The following is a 13,153-nucleotide window of genomic DNA, read 5'->3' on the forward strand; positions in this document are numbered from 1 at the left end:
CTCGTGAGGCAAACTGTCATGGTGACTTCAAATCTCCAACACCAGTCAGCCGACTCCGCCATCCACGCACAAATCGCAGAAGAACTCGGCGTCAAAGCCTGGCAAGTCAAGGCCGCGGTGGAACTGCTCGACGCCGGATCCACCGTCCCCTTCATCGCCCGCTACCGCAAGGAAGTCACCGGGACGCTCGATGACACCCAGCTGCGTGACCTAGAAGAGCGCCTCAGATACCTTCGTGAGCTGGAAGAACGCCGCAAGGCCGTCCTCGAGGCGATTGCCTCGCAAGGCAAGCTGACCCCGGAACTGGAGGCCGCCGTCGTCGGGGCCGATACCAAAGCCCGGCTCGAAGACATCTACCTTCCCTTCAAATCCAAGCGGCGCACCAAAGCGCAGATCGCCCGCGAAGCCGGTCTTGAGCCGTTGGCTGACGTCCTTCTCGCCAACCCGCAGCTGGACCCCGCCGCCGAAGCCGCCAAGTACTTGAACAGCGAGCACTTCATCGAGGACGCCGCCACGGCGCTCGCCGGTGCCCGTGCCATTTTGGTGGAGCGCGTCGGGCAGGACCCGGACCTCGCCGAGGACCTCCGGGAACGCCTGTGGAAGCAAGGCCGCATGGTGTCCCGCGTCAAGAAGGGCATGGAGGCCGAGGGCCAGAAGTTCAAGGACTATTTCGAGTTCACGCAGGTGCCGTCCGGGATGCCGTCGCACCGCGTGCTTGCCCTGCTGCGAGGCGAGAAGGACGGCGTCCTTGAGCTGGATCTCGCCGAAGCAGACCCGGCCGACGACGACGCCCTGGCCGCCGCCCGCGGCAAGTACGAGAACGCTGTGGCCAAGTGCCTCGGCGTCGCCAACCAGGGCCGTCCCGCCGATGCTTGGCTGATGCAGACGGCTCAGCTCGCCTGGCGTGGCAGGATCCTGGACCGCCTCACCACGGATCTTCGCGGCCGCATGTTCGCTGACGCAGAGGACGAGGCTGTGCGCGTCTTCGCGGCCAACCTTCGCGACGTCCTGCTCGCCGCCCCGGCAGGCAACCGGGCCACCCTGGGACTGGACCCGGGTCTGCGGACGGGTGTGAAAGTGGCTGTGGTGGACGGCACCGGCAAGGTGGTCACAACGGACACGATCTACCCCCACGCTCCCGCCAGGAAATGGGACGAAGCTTTGGCAACGCTGGGCCGGCTCGCCAAGCAGCACAACGTGGAACTCGTGGCGATCGGCAACGGAACGGCATCCCGTGAGACGGATAAGCTTGCCACCGAGCTGATCAAGTCCCTTGAAGCTGCCGGCTCCAAGGGGATCCAGAAGCTTGTTGTCTCCGAGGCCGGAGCTTCTGTCTATTCAGCATCTGCCTTAGCGGCTTCGGAACTTCCCGGGATGGACGTTTCGCTGCGTGGCGCCGTATCCATCGCACGGCGCCTCCAGGACCCCTTGGCGGAACTGGTGAAGATCGAGCCAAAGTCCATCGGCGTGGGCCAGTACCAGCACGATGTCACTGCCGCGAAGCTGGACCGGTCCTTGGATGCGGTGGTGGAGGACTGCGTGAACGCCGTGGGCGTGGATGTGAACACCGCCTCGCCTGCGTTGCTGAGCCGCGTGGCCGGCGTCGGGCCGCTGCTGAGCGAAAACATCGTGGCCTACCGGAACGAGAACGGTCCGTTCGCCAAGCGCAGCGACCTCAAGAAGGTTCCCCGATTGGGGGCCAAGGCGTTCGAACAGTGCGCCGGCTTCCTCCGCATCACCGGGGGAGCGGAGCCTCTGGATGCCTCCAGCGTGCACCCCGAAGCGTATTCCGTGGCCCGCAAGATCCTGGTGGCAGCGGGCGGGGGTCCCGCCACGGCGCTGGATCCGCAGGAGTTCGTTGACGGTACCTTCGGCCTGCCGACGGTCAAGGACATCATGTCCGAACTTGAGAAGCCCGGCCGCGACCCTCGTCCGGCGTTCAAGGCGGCGTCGTTCTCCGAGGGCATCGAGAAGATCTCCGACCTCAAGCCGGGCATGATCCTGGAAGGTACGGTCACCAACGTTGCCGCGTTCGGCGCTTTTGTGGATGTCGGGGTGCACCAGGACGGTCTGGTGCACGTCTCGGCCCTGTCCAACAAGTTCGTCTCTGATCCGCGCGAAATCGTGAAGTCCGGCCAAGTGGTCCGCGTCAAGGTGCTGGAGGCCGACCCGGAGCGCAAGCGCATTTCCCTGACGCTCAGGCTCGACGACGAACCCGGCTCTGCGGGTGGCCGCACCTCGGGTGGGCGTGCAGCAGGAGGGCGCGACTCGGGCGGTCAGCCGGGCCAGCGGGGCGGCGGCCAGTCGGGTCAGCGCGGCGGTCAGCCGGGCCAGCGGCAAGGCCAGGGCAGCCCGCAACAACGCAACCCGCGTCAGGGCAAACCCCAGCAGACCCAAGCAGCTCCGGCCAACACCGCCATGGCTGAGGCCTTGCGCCGGGCGGGGCTTGGCAAGTAGGCCTGCCGCCTACGGATCCCCGCGGGCTGCCCTCGTTTGCGTACCCTCCCGTGCTGCTACGGGCTGCAAGGCCCACTGCAGCGGGCCAACAACGGCGGGACCGGGCGAGGGCTACAAGCCCGCTGTCCTGGCTTCCCACTCCATGGCGTCGGCCGGTTGCAGGGCCATGGGCAGCCAGCGGCCGATGCGCTCAAACGCTTCCCTGCGGATGGGTTCCGGGGAGAGGAAGATGTCGTGGAAGGCGTTCGACAGCCGGCTCACTGTGACTGTGTCCGCCAGGGACAGGGCACGGTGGGCCACGGCGTCCACGTTCAGTGCCACGTCCGCAGTGAGCGCATCGGCGGACCACTTCGGTTGCAGGTAGCTCTTGTCGGAGAGCAACACGAGCACGGGTGTGTCGATGCCCAGACCTGCGGCGACTGTTGCCTGGCCGCGGAACACAGCGTCCAGGAATGCCGGCGTGATGGGGAATCCCCGGTCGGGGCGCCAGTCGAGGTTGTAGTCCCATTCGCCGTCGAGGGCTGCTGAGACTGCACGGGTGTAAATTCCCGGATCCACGGGCGGCAGCGGCGCCAGCGGGTGGAGCCGGGCATGCAGACCCACAAGCGGCGCAATTGCGCGGCGGCCAAGTTCGGTGGCCTGGAACTCCAGCCACGGGCTGTTGAGGACCAGTGCCGAGGCCATACCGGGATGGCGGTGCGCCCAGAGGCTTAGTGTCAGCCCGCCGGTGGAGTGTCCCAGCAGGATGAGTGGACGGTCTTCACCCGGCACACCTGAACGCCCCATGGCGTCCAAGGCGGCCGCGATGTCGGCGTCGTAATCCGTGAGGTTGGTGACGAACCCCGGTACCAGTCCGGGCCGCAGGCTGCGGCCGTAGTTATGCAGGTCCAGGGCGTAGAAGCGCGCCCCGGCCCGGTGCCAGAATTCGGCAAGGTGGCGTTGGAAGAAGTAGTCGGACCAGCCATGAACGTAGAGGACGTCTGCGTCGAGGCCAACGCCCTCCGGAGTATCGAGCCATTGCGGACCGGATCCGACGTAACACACCAAGGTGGCGACAGCGTCGCCGTCGAGCTTCAGCGTTTGCTGTTCAAAGCCTTCGCCAAGAATGTCCGGTCCCCACGGCTGCGTCATGCATCCGATCGTAGCGGCTCGGTGGCGTCCGGGCTTTTTTCCTTCTGCCACGGCCAGCGGCCGGTTATTTCCAGCTCGAGCGAAAAGCTGAGGAAGGTCCGGATGAGCACGATGATCGCCAGGACGCCGACACTCTCGAAAGTTGGCGTCACCGCGACGGTACGGATGATGTCCGCCGCCACCAAGAGCTCAAGGCCCAACAGGATGGAGCGGCCCAGCAACTGCCGGTAGGCCCGGTACGGGGTGAATGGCGCCAAGCCCCTGGCCCGTTCCGGCTGGTAGCCGCGCAGGGCCATGGGGATGGAAACCAAAGCTCCAACCACCATGACGGCCACCCCCGCAGCATCCATGTACCTGCCAACGGCCTCGATGATGTGCTGGAAATCCATGGCCCTCCCTGCGTTGGTGGAAACGTGCTTCTACTGCGCGGGTGCGGGGACCGGGAAGAACCCCCGGGGATCCTGCAACAGCGCCGGGTAGTCGAAGTCGGAGCGTTTGATCACGTTGGTGACCTCGAAGTTGCGTGCGAAGCGGCCGTTCACGGTGATGGGGCGCCCATGGATAAGGCCGACGGCGAAGGTCTGGCCGCCGTCGAACGGGACGGCCAGTTCGGTCTTGCCGGGCAGGGTGTTGAAGGCCTGCTCCTGGGCCTGGCGCTTGCGCGTGGGCTTCTTCTCAAGCTGCTTCACCGGGCGCTTTTTGGGGCCCTTCACTTGCCGCCGCGACTTTTCCTCGGCATAGACGAACTGGTACTCGTCTGGGTCCGCCGGCGCCGCGGAACGGGCCTTGCCATGCGGAGGCATGCTGACGGTGGTGAGCTCTTCGGGACGAAGGTCCTCAACGTTGGAGCGCAGGATCCACAGGCTGTCCTCTTCGGGATCTTCCGGGTGGAACTCATGCTTGGGCTCCGGCCACACGTATTCCAGCTTTTCCTCGGTACCCGGGAAGATCTGTGTGTAGTGCTTGGGGTCCTTGCTGATCAGTTTTGAACGGTGGCTGAGGTGCAGGTCCTCGTGTCCCAGCCACGGCGGCATGATGATCCTGGACGCGTAGTCCGGGTGGGCGGCCTGCGGTGCGAACTCCGCGATGTTGGTGCGGGTGTTGTCCGGGTGGCCGCGTTCCATCCATTCGTCGGCCATGGCCAGGCCATACATGGTGAGCGCCGGGACGTGGCCCATCCACATGCGGACCGCCGGGTGGGACTGCCAACCGTACTCCGGGATCACCAACGCGCGGAGGACCTGGAGTGCTTCGACGCGCTGTTTGCCGAGCCTTGACGTGTCGAGTGCCGCAGCGCTCTGACGGAAATCGGCGAAAGGGAGGAAAGTCTGCATCCTTTCAGTTTGAGGGTGCCGGGCGTGAGAACCAAGTTGAGTGCTCCGGGACACGTGCCCGTGTTCGGGCCTAGAGTTGCAGGGTGGAAACTATTGGCGAGAAAACAACCACCCCGGCACCTCCGGTTGCCGAACTGCACCTGCACATCGAAGGGACCCTCCAGCCAGAGCTGATCTTTGCCCTGGCCGAACGCAATGGCATTGAACTGCCCTATGAAGACATCGAAGAACTCCGCGGGAAGTATGAATTCTCCGACCTGCAGTCCTTCCTGGACCTCTATTACGCCAACATGGCCGTCCTGCAGACCGAACAGGATTTCACGGACATGACCCGCGCCTACCTGGAGCGCGCCGCCGCCGGAGGAGTACGGCACGCGGAAATCATGATGGACCCCCAGGCCCACATCTCACGCGGTGTGGCCTTGGAGACCTGCGTCAACGGCGTGGCCAAGGCCCTGGCAACATCGGAAGAGGACTTTGGTGTCTCCACCCTCCTCATTGCCGCCTTCCTGCGGGATATGTCCGAGGAATCCGCGCTGGAAGTGCTGGACCAGCTCCTTGCCATGCATGCTCCCATTGCGGGCATCGGCCTGGACTCGGCCGAGGTGGGCAATCCGCCGTCGAAATTTGAACGCCTGTACCAGCGCGCAGGCGAGGCCGGACTGCGAAGGATCGCCCACGCCGGCGAGGAAGGCCCCGCCTCCTACATCACGGAGGCGCTGGACGTGTTGCATGTTGAGCGGATCGATCACGGCATCCGGTGCATGGAAGACACCGACGTGGTGCAGCGGTTGGTGGCCGAGCAGGTGCCCCTGACGGTCTGCCCCCTGTCCAATGTCCGGCTTCGCGCCGTGGACAAGCTGGAGGACCACCCGCTTCCCGAAATGCTGGCGATCGGCCTGAACGTCTGCGTCAACTCGGACGACCCCGCCTACTTTGGCGGGTACGTGGACGATAACTTCGGAAAGCTGGTTGAGGTCCTGAAGTTCTCGGTGCCCGAGCAGGCTACCTTGGCTGCCAATTCCATCCGGTCATCCTTCGCCAGCGAGGCGCGCAAAACAGAGCTCCTGGACGAGGTCACAGAGTGGGTCAAATCATCGGTGACGCGGGCCTGAACCGCTCCAGCCGAGACCCGTGGATCACTTGCGGCGATTGTGATGTCACACTCAGTCACGACACACGGTGTTTACCAACTGCAGTCGCGGGAATTAACAATTCATTGGCAAACTGCAAGGGAATAACCACCGTAGAAGGAGAAGCATGGGCGCGAACACCGCCGAGAACACCAACCTTCGTCTGAAGGCCGTCCTGGACATCCTCGCAGAGGGCGTATGGTCCGGGGCAACGCTGAACGCCGGCGAAGTGCTGGCCGAAGCGACTGCGCGCGTTCCTTTCAACGACCACGAGGCCGAACTGCTCAGTGGCGGAATTCCGCGCGGCCACAAGACGCTCACCTCCGCCTCGGCCAAGTTGGTCAAGGCCGGCTGGCTGGTCAAGGGACGTTCGGGCTGGACCATTCCCGAGGACGGCTTGCGTGCGACGGTCGCGTTCGGCGACGTTGCAGCTTTTGCAGCAGCGCTCGACGCCGGAACGCCGGTACCAGCCGACGTCCCGGTTCCCACCGCGCCGCCGGTGAAGCCCCAGGCGAAGAAAGCAGCGGCGACCAAGCGTGCTGCTGCGAAGAAAGTGACCGCACCCAAGGAAGCGGCCACCGACGTGGCCGAGCCGAAGGTTGCCGCCGCCAGGGTGTCGGCCCCGAAGGCCACTGCCACTAAAGCTGCCGCGGCGAAAGCCGCACCTGCGGCAAAGAAGGCCACCACGCGCAAGGCGCCGGCCAAGGGCAAGGCGGCCACCGCCGTCGAGACGTTGCCGCAGCCGGACGCCGTCGCGATTGCCGGGGACTTCAACAAGATCCTTGGTGCCCCCGAGGATTGGGCGCCGCAGTATGACGAAGCCCAGATGACGTTCAACCCGTTGGTCCAGGTATGGACGCTGACGGCTGAACTGCCCGCTGGTTTCTACACCTACAAAGTGGCCTTGAACCGCTCGTGGGACGAGAACTACGGTGCGTTCGGCGTCCGTGACGGCGCCAACCACGAGTTGAACCACGACGGCGGCACGGTCACCATCACCTACAGCCACGAAACGCGCGACATCGTGATCGGCTAGCTTGTTTGCTGCCGGATCCCGCCCTTGTCAGGCCCGCACGCCCTTATACGGTGAACGGGCCGGACAAGGGCGGATCTGGTTAAAGTGGAGCCATGACTGACGGGACCGTTCGGCTCACAGCCCGCATCACCGGCGTCGTCCAGGGGGTGGGCTTCCGTTACTGGACTGCCCGGAAGGCCGACGAACTCCTGTTGACAGGGACGGTCCGTAATGATCACGACGGTTCCGTCCGGTTGCTTGCCGAGGGTTCGGCAGCCGACGTTGACCGCCTCGTGAAGTGGCTCCAGTCCACGCAGGCGCCGGGCCACGTTGAGAAGGTGGCTTTCGAACTCTCCGACGGTACAGGGGAGTTCGACGACTTCCGGATCGTGGGGTAGGCCTGGCTAGGTTCCGGGCGACGTGGTCGTGAGCCCGGATTCCTTCGCGGCCAAGCACAGTTCCTGGTCATAGGCCACCACGGAGTCCACTTGAAGCCGGATGGCGGTTGCCAAGTGAATGGCGTCTGCGCTCCGAAGTTGCCTGGGCAGCGCTGAGGCATACATTAGATCCGAACGGGTGACATCAACAAGGTTGAGGCCGGCAAGGACGTCGTTGACTTGGTCAAAGGGAAGGCTGCGTCGGCGTGCAGCGCAGTGAAGCTCGGTGTAGAGGAGCATGGAAGCCACCAAGTGACCTCCAGCTAACCGGACTCCCTGGAGATGCGCGGCCAGAGCTTCAGATTCCTGCTCATCCACAACAAGCTTAAGAATCGCGGAGGTGTCCGCGTAAACGATCACCGGTCCCCGCGGAGGTCAGCCAGGATGTCGGCCGTGGTCATATCGCTGCTGACACGCGCCACAAGGCGGAAGTCCACGGGTGACTCGATCGCAGGCCGGATGCTTCCTGCTTGGAGTAATCGTTCAAAGGGCGAAGCGGATGGCGGAATGAGGGTGGCCGCGACCTGGCCGTTATTGGTGACGTCGATGACTTCGCCATTCTTGACGCGTTCCAGAATCTTGCTGCTCTGGTTGCGCAGTTCCCGGTGGGGAATAGTTGTCATGATGATCCTCCGTAGCAACTGTAGCACCTAACCCGGCTGTTTGTGGAAATAATATATAGACTGGTCTATTATCTAGATATGTCTTCTTCATACCCCAAGGGACTCGCAACCCGGCAGCGTTTGGTCGAGTCCATGCTTGATCTGGTCCAACTTCACGGCTATCACGGAACCGGACTCAACACTGTCCTGGCCCGGTCCGGTGCTCCCAAAGGCTCGCTCTATTTCCATTTCCCCGAAGGAAAGACGGGGCTCGGTGTTGCCGCCGTGGCGCTGGCCGGCGATCACTTCGGAGAACTGATTGGCAAGGCCACGACGACGGCTACCTCACCTGCGGCGGTAGTGGATGCACTCATTGCCGAACTCAAAAACATCCTGGAAACCAGCGATTATCAGGCAGGTTGTCCTGTTTCCTCCGTCGCCTTGGACGCGGCATCGGAGAATGAGCCGCTGAGGGAGGCGTGCAGCCGCGTCTACGACGGATGGATCCAGGCCGTATCCGGCTACTTGTCCACGTTCGGGGTGGAAGAGGGAAACGCCCATAGCCTGGCGACATCGATCATTTGCCTGGTGGAGGGCTCGCTCATCCTGTCCCGCGCTCACAAGTCCACCCAGCCAATGGACGCAGCCGCCGGGACGCTCAAGACATTGCTGGCAGCAACCCAGGCCGGAGCAGGCGCATGAGCCTCCGCCATGCCTTGGTGTTCGGAGCCACGGGCCACATCGGGCAGTGGCTGGTGCGGGAACTCCTGCACCAGGGGGTGACCGTCACAGCCGCGGTGCGCAGCGAAGATTCCTTCCACCGGCTGGCGGACTGGCTCGCGCGTCACGATGCCGACGGCACCGCAAAGCACGTGCTCGTGAACTTTAACGACGCCGGCTTGGGTGTTGATCCTGGGTCGGACGAATTCCGGACCGTGACTGAAGTCCACAATGTCGCCGGTGCGTTCGCGTTTGGCATGACGGCCGATGGTGCCTACTCCGCGAACGTGACCAGCGCAGAACGCGTGGTTCGTTTCGCCTCGCAGCTGCCGGCACTGACCAGGCTGGTCCATCTGTCCGGCTACCGGGTGGGCGGCCAAGACCCGAACGAGGTGCCGTGGGACGACTCGCGCCGCGCCAGGGAATACAAACACCTGGGCGCCTATGAAGGCTCCAAGGTGGAGTCCGACGCCGTGGTGCAAGCGACAGCGCGTTCCCTGGGCGTCCCTTTCACCGTGGTCAATCCGGCCTCCGTGATCGGAGATTCCGTCAACGGCGAGTCGCGGCAGGGCCTGGGCCTCGCGGCGAGCGTCATGGACCTCTCCCGTGGAAAGCTGCCCGCACTGCCCGGGAACAACCGCACGTTCGTCCCCGTGGTGACTGTGGACTACCTGGCGTCATTCATGGCGCTGGTCCCCGTCACATCCGAGGCGGAAAACTCCTCGTACTGGGTGCTCGACGACGCCACGCCGCCGTTGCCGGAACTGTTGCGTATGCTCGGCAAGCACCTGAAGGTCAGGGTCCCGTGGTTGAGAATCCCCAGTGCTCTTCTGAAGAGGCTCCCGCCCAAACTCACCGGCGCGGATCCGGAGACGTTGTCGTTCCTCTCGGAAGAGCGGTATCCCACCGCGGCAGCGCTCGCCTTGGCTGAGGCACACGGATTGCATCATCCGCCTGTGGAGACTGCCCTGAAGCGGTGGGCGGATTACTTGGTGGCGGCGGAACCCGCTGCATCAGGCAAGCGCGTCGCCTCAATGTAGTGTTCCAGGGACTGCAAGGCGGGCTGGGACGAGGCATCGCGGACGGCGTCAGCGCCCACGGCGTTGGCTACGGCCAAGGCATGGCTGTGGTCCAAGCCGGATTGCAGGGCCAGGACCAGGGCTGCGCAAAAGGCGTCGCCCGCGCCGATGGTGTTGGCGATGTCCGTGACTTTTACCGCCGGAGCCTCGGCGACGCGTTCGCCGTCGACGAAGATTGCCGAGCCCTCGCCGCCGTAGGTCACCGCGACCAGCGGCGCATTCTTGAGGGCGGGGATCAGCTCGTATTCGGTTTCGTTCACGATCACCAGATCGCAGCGCTCCAGGAGTTCCGGCAGGATCGGCGCTGCCGGTGCGGCGTTGAGTGCGAAGAATCCCGGTGCGCGGCGGGCAGCTTCCAGAACCACGTCCTGGTCCACTTCGAGCTGGCACAGCAGGGCTTCTTCTTCGCCGAATGACACCCCGTCCAAGGCCACTGAGCCGTTGGCGCCGGGGCACACCACAATTTGGTTTTCGCCGTCGCTGTCCACCAGCACCAAGGCAGTTCCCGTCGCCGCTTCCACGCGGGCAACGCTGTGGATGTCGACGCCGGCACCGGCCATTGCGTCCAGAAGTGTCCGGCCGGCGTCGTCCTGGCCAACGGCCCCCACCATGCGGGAGCGGCCGGAAAGCCGGGCCGCGGCGACGGCCTGGTTGGCGCCCTTCCCACCGGGCTGCTGGCGGAGGACTGCTCCGCCGACGGTTTCACCGGGGGAGGGCAGCCGGCTGGCCGTTGCCGTGATGTCGAGGTTGATGCTGCCCACCACCGTGAGCGAGGAGCTGGAAATGGGCGCGGAAGAGTGCAGGGGAGTGCTCATGGAAGGTCCTTTTTGGAAGAAATCAGCTGAATGTCAGGAGGACTGGATGACGGAGAGGTGGCCGGCTTTCGCGGCTACGAGGCATTTTGCGAGGTAGAACGGGGCGCCGTTCCGGCGCACGTACTGGGTGAGGACCAGCACCGGATCAGAGGGGCGCAGTCCCAGCAGCTTTGCACGGCTTGGCCCGGCCGTGCTGAGGCTGATCTCGCATTCGCCGGGTCCCAGGGAAGCGCCGGGTAGTCCGCTGAGCACCTCCAGGAGTGTGGACGCGGAAAGCGTGGGCGCCTCTGCGGCCTCGGCGAGCTGGTCGGCTTCGGGAATTCTCTGTGCGACGTTTTCCTGGAGGTGGGCCACGGGCTCGCCGTTGCGGATGAGTACGCTCTCCCAGAACCAGACGTCCTCATCAGGCTCCACTCCGATACCCGGCGCAACGAACTCCGACGCCGGTTGTTTGATGGCTGCCACGCGCTTGACCTGGATGTCCTGGTCCGGCCCGCCAAGGAGTTGATCGAACGGGCGGATGTGTTCAATGCCGATCCTGGGCAGTGAATCAGCCACGAACCGTCCGACTCCACGGCGTGCCCGGGTGAGGCCGTCTTCTTCCAGCAACATCAACGCTTCCCGGATCACGGTGCGGCTGACATCCATCATGGTGCCCAACTCGGTCTCGGTGGGGAGCAGCGAACCCGGCGGCAGGATCTTTGTCCGGATCGCCTCTGCGATGCGCGAGTACGCGGCAACACGAAGGGGCTGCCCGGGCTGGGTAGCTATGGGACGGGACAGGAACTGGACGGCTTTGTCGGTCAAGGAAGGCCTCACTTGGAATGGGTTACCGACACTGTACCGGATGAGTGTGACAGGTTGCACAAGCTCGTAATACATGCTTGTATAACAACTCACATCTTGTGGCGCCGCCCCGCGCCCCTGGACAAAGGAGTTTGATGTGAACATCCCCACCGCCACAGGCCAGCAGGCTGCAGATCCGCAGGCCGTAGACCCGCAGACCTCGGCCGGCGATCTTGACGCCCCCGATGAAGGCAGGGTGCACGGCAAAGCTGCCGCACTGCTGATCACCACGCTGGTCCTGGCCGTCCTGGCGTTCCAACTCAACGCCAGCATGATCACCCCCGCACTGCCGCATATCGGCTCCTTCTTCGGCGAGACCCCGGAAGCCGTCGCACAGGTTCAATCCATGTTCTTCCTCGCCGGCGCCATCTCCGGTCCTGTGATTGGCCGGTGGAGCGACTTCATAGGCCGCCGCAACGCATTGCTGCTGGTGCTGGCCATCATGGGCGCCGGAACCGTGTTGTGCATCTTCGCCCCGACCTTGCCGCTGCTGGTGACGGGCCGCTTCATGCAGGGCGTCTCCAGCGCGATCTTCGCCCTCTCCTACATCGTCCTGAACGAGTACCTGCCCGCCCGGCTCTTCGGCACCTCCATTGGGATCATTGCCGCCATCAACGGTGGAGTTGGTGGCGTGGACGGCTACTTCGGCGGGCTCATGGCCGAGACCCTGGGCTTCCAGTCGATCTTCGTCGCCGTGCTGGTGCTGGCAGCCATCGCCGTCGTCTGTGTCATCAAGGTAGTCGCGGGCGGTAGGTCCAGCGTGGCTCCGGGCCGGATGGACTGGTGGGGAGCGGGTTCCCTGTCCGTGTTCCTGGTGTTCATCACCTACTTCGTGTCCACGGGTTCCTCTGCCGGCTGGACTTCACCGGCGGCCCTCGGACTGCTGGCCGGCAGTATTGCATCGTTCACGGCCTTCTGGCTCATCGAGAAAAAGCGCGAAACCCCGTTGGTTGCAGTCCACCACCTCCGTTCCCGCCAGGTGTGGCCTGTCATCGCCACCACCGTGCTGACACTTGCGGGCATCTTCGCCATCATCAACTTCACCGTGGTATTGCTCAGCCAGGACAAGGACAACGGCTTCGGACTGTCCGCGTCGGTGGCAGCCCTGCTGTTCCTCACCCCTGCAGCACTGATTGGCGTGTTCGCCGCTCCGCTGGCCGGCTGGATCGCCGACCGCCGCGGTTGGATCAAGACCGTCCGTGTAGGCACCGCAACCAGCCTCGCCTGCGCGATCATCGCCGCCCTGTTCGCCCACAACCAGATCGCGGTCCTCATCGCCATCGCCGCGTTGGGCATTTTCTACAACGGATTCTTCCTCACTGCCATCAACGGCCTGTCCGTCCTGCTCTCGCCCAAGGAAGCACCCGCAGCTCTGCCGGGCATCAACGGCGCCTCCTTCGGGATCGGGGCGAGCCTCGGCGTCGTGGTTGTTGCGCCGTTCGCAGGCCAAGGCACCGCCGCCGGGTACTCTGCTGCCCTCTGGATTTCGGTATCGATCACCGCCCTGGCGTTCATTGTCAGCCTGTTCATCGCCGCGCCGAAGGGCGAAAAGATCTAACGCGCGACGCCGGTCCGCCGGTTCCG

The 13,153-nt window shown here is 64.4% G+C and carries 14 protein-coding genes; 7 read left to right on the forward strand and 7 right to left on the reverse strand.

Annotated elements, in window-relative coordinates; genetic code table 11:
• Window positions 1-18: 18 nt before the first annotated feature.
• Window positions 19-2,457 (forward strand): Tex family protein, encoded by a 2,439-nt coding sequence (locus PYR64_RS03725; protein WP_275778429.1) that lies wholly within the window; start codon window positions 19-21, stop codon window positions 2,455-2,457.
• A gap of 111 nt (window positions 2,458-2,568) precedes the next feature.
• Here the strand turns inward: PYR64_RS03725 and PYR64_RS03730 are convergent, their stop codons facing one another.
• Genes PYR64_RS03730 through PYR64_RS03740 form a run of 3 tightly spaced genes read right to left on the reverse strand, consistent with a single transcriptional unit; the run spans window position 2,569 to window position 4,922 of the window.
• Entirely contained in the window at window positions 2,569-3,588 is a 1,020-nt protein-coding gene (locus PYR64_RS03730) for an alpha/beta hydrolase (RefSeq protein ID WP_275778431.1), read from the reverse strand.
• Window positions 3,585-3,977 (reverse strand): DUF1622 domain-containing protein, encoded by a 393-nt coding sequence (locus tag PYR64_RS03735; protein ID WP_018777134.1) that lies wholly within the window; start codon window positions 3,975-3,977, stop codon window positions 3,585-3,587. Before PYR64_RS03735 ends, PYR64_RS03730 begins: the two co-directional genes overlap by 4 nt.
• A 30-nt stretch (window positions 3,978-4,007) precedes the next feature.
• Window positions 4,008-4,922: an MSMEG_6728 family protein gene (locus tag PYR64_RS03740; RefSeq protein WP_275778434.1), complete on the reverse strand. Its 915-nt coding sequence runs from the start codon at window positions 4,920-4,922 to the stop codon at window positions 4,008-4,010.
• An 83-nt stretch (window positions 4,923-5,005) separates the two neighbouring features.
• On the opposite strand from PYR64_RS03740, the gene PYR64_RS03745 reads away from it, so the two are divergent.
• The 3 genes from PYR64_RS03745 (at window position 5,006) to PYR64_RS03755 (ending at window position 7,468) form a co-directional block, all read left to right on the forward strand.
• A complete protein-coding gene (locus tag PYR64_RS03745; RefSeq protein ID WP_064722035.1) occupies window positions 5,006-6,037 on the forward strand; it encodes an adenosine deaminase in 1,032 nt (343 codons plus the stop codon).
• Window positions 6,038-6,182: 145 nt separating this feature from the next.
• Window positions 6,183-7,091, forward strand: a complete 909-nt coding sequence (locus tag PYR64_RS03750; protein WP_039240145.1) for a glycosidase — start codon at window positions 6,183-6,185, stop codon at window positions 7,089-7,091.
• A 92-nt stretch (window positions 7,092-7,183) separates the two neighbouring features.
• Window positions 7,184-7,468: an acylphosphatase gene (locus tag PYR64_RS03755; protein WP_055974464.1), complete on the forward strand. Its 285-nt coding sequence runs from the start codon at window positions 7,184-7,186 to the stop codon at window positions 7,466-7,468.
• Window positions 7,469-7,474: 6 nt separating this feature from the next.
• Here PYR64_RS03755 and PYR64_RS03760 read toward each other — a convergent pair whose 3' ends face one another.
• Entirely contained in the window at window positions 7,475-7,867 is a 393-nt protein-coding gene (locus tag PYR64_RS03760; RefSeq protein ID WP_018777139.1) for a type II toxin-antitoxin system VapC family toxin, read from the reverse strand.
• Complete coding sequence (locus tag PYR64_RS03765; protein ID WP_039240147.1) at window positions 7,864-8,130, reverse strand: type II toxin-antitoxin system prevent-host-death family antitoxin; 267 nt, start codon at window positions 8,128-8,130, stop codon at window positions 7,864-7,866. The genes PYR64_RS03760 and PYR64_RS03765 overlap by 4 nt, the downstream gene beginning before the upstream one ends.
• A gap of 78 nt (window positions 8,131-8,208) precedes the next feature.
• On the opposite strand from PYR64_RS03765, the gene PYR64_RS03770 reads away from it, so the two are divergent.
• The gene (locus PYR64_RS03770; protein ID WP_055974467.1) at window positions 8,209-8,811 is read left to right on the forward strand and encodes a TetR/AcrR family transcriptional regulator; all 603 of its coding nucleotides are present in this window, start codon (window positions 8,209-8,211) and stop codon (window positions 8,809-8,811) included.
• The gene (locus PYR64_RS03775; protein WP_275778439.1) at window positions 8,808-9,869 is read left to right on the forward strand and encodes an SDR family oxidoreductase; all 1,062 of its coding nucleotides are present in this window, start codon (window positions 8,808-8,810) and stop codon (window positions 9,867-9,869) included. The genes PYR64_RS03770 and PYR64_RS03775 overlap by 4 nt, the downstream gene beginning before the upstream one ends.
• Here PYR64_RS03775 and PYR64_RS03780 read toward each other — a convergent pair.
• Window positions 9,815-10,723 carry a ribokinase gene (locus PYR64_RS03780; protein WP_275778441.1) on the reverse strand — a complete coding sequence of 303 codons (909 nt, stop codon included), beginning with the start codon at window positions 10,721-10,723 and terminating at the stop codon, window positions 9,815-9,817. The genes PYR64_RS03775 and PYR64_RS03780 overlap by 55 nt on opposite strands.
• Window positions 10,724-10,756: 33 nt before the next feature.
• The gene (locus PYR64_RS03785; RefSeq protein ID WP_055974472.1) at window positions 10,757-11,530 is read right to left on the reverse strand and encodes a GntR family transcriptional regulator; all 774 of its coding nucleotides are present in this window, start codon (window positions 11,528-11,530) and stop codon (window positions 10,757-10,759) included.
• Between the two features lie 136 nt (window positions 11,531-11,666).
• Here PYR64_RS03785 and PYR64_RS03790 point away from each other — a divergent pair, with 136 nt between their 5' ends.
• Window positions 11,667-13,127 (forward strand): MFS transporter, encoded by a 1,461-nt coding sequence (locus PYR64_RS03790; RefSeq protein ID WP_275778443.1) that lies wholly within the window; start codon window positions 11,667-11,669, stop codon window positions 13,125-13,127.
• Window positions 13,128-13,153: the final 26 nt, after the last annotated feature.

The sequence above is a fragment of the Paenarthrobacter sp. Y-19 genome, assembly GCF_029223985.1.
Taxonomy (GTDB): domain Bacteria; phylum Actinomycetota; class Actinomycetes; order Actinomycetales; family Micrococcaceae; genus Arthrobacter; species Arthrobacter nicotinovorans.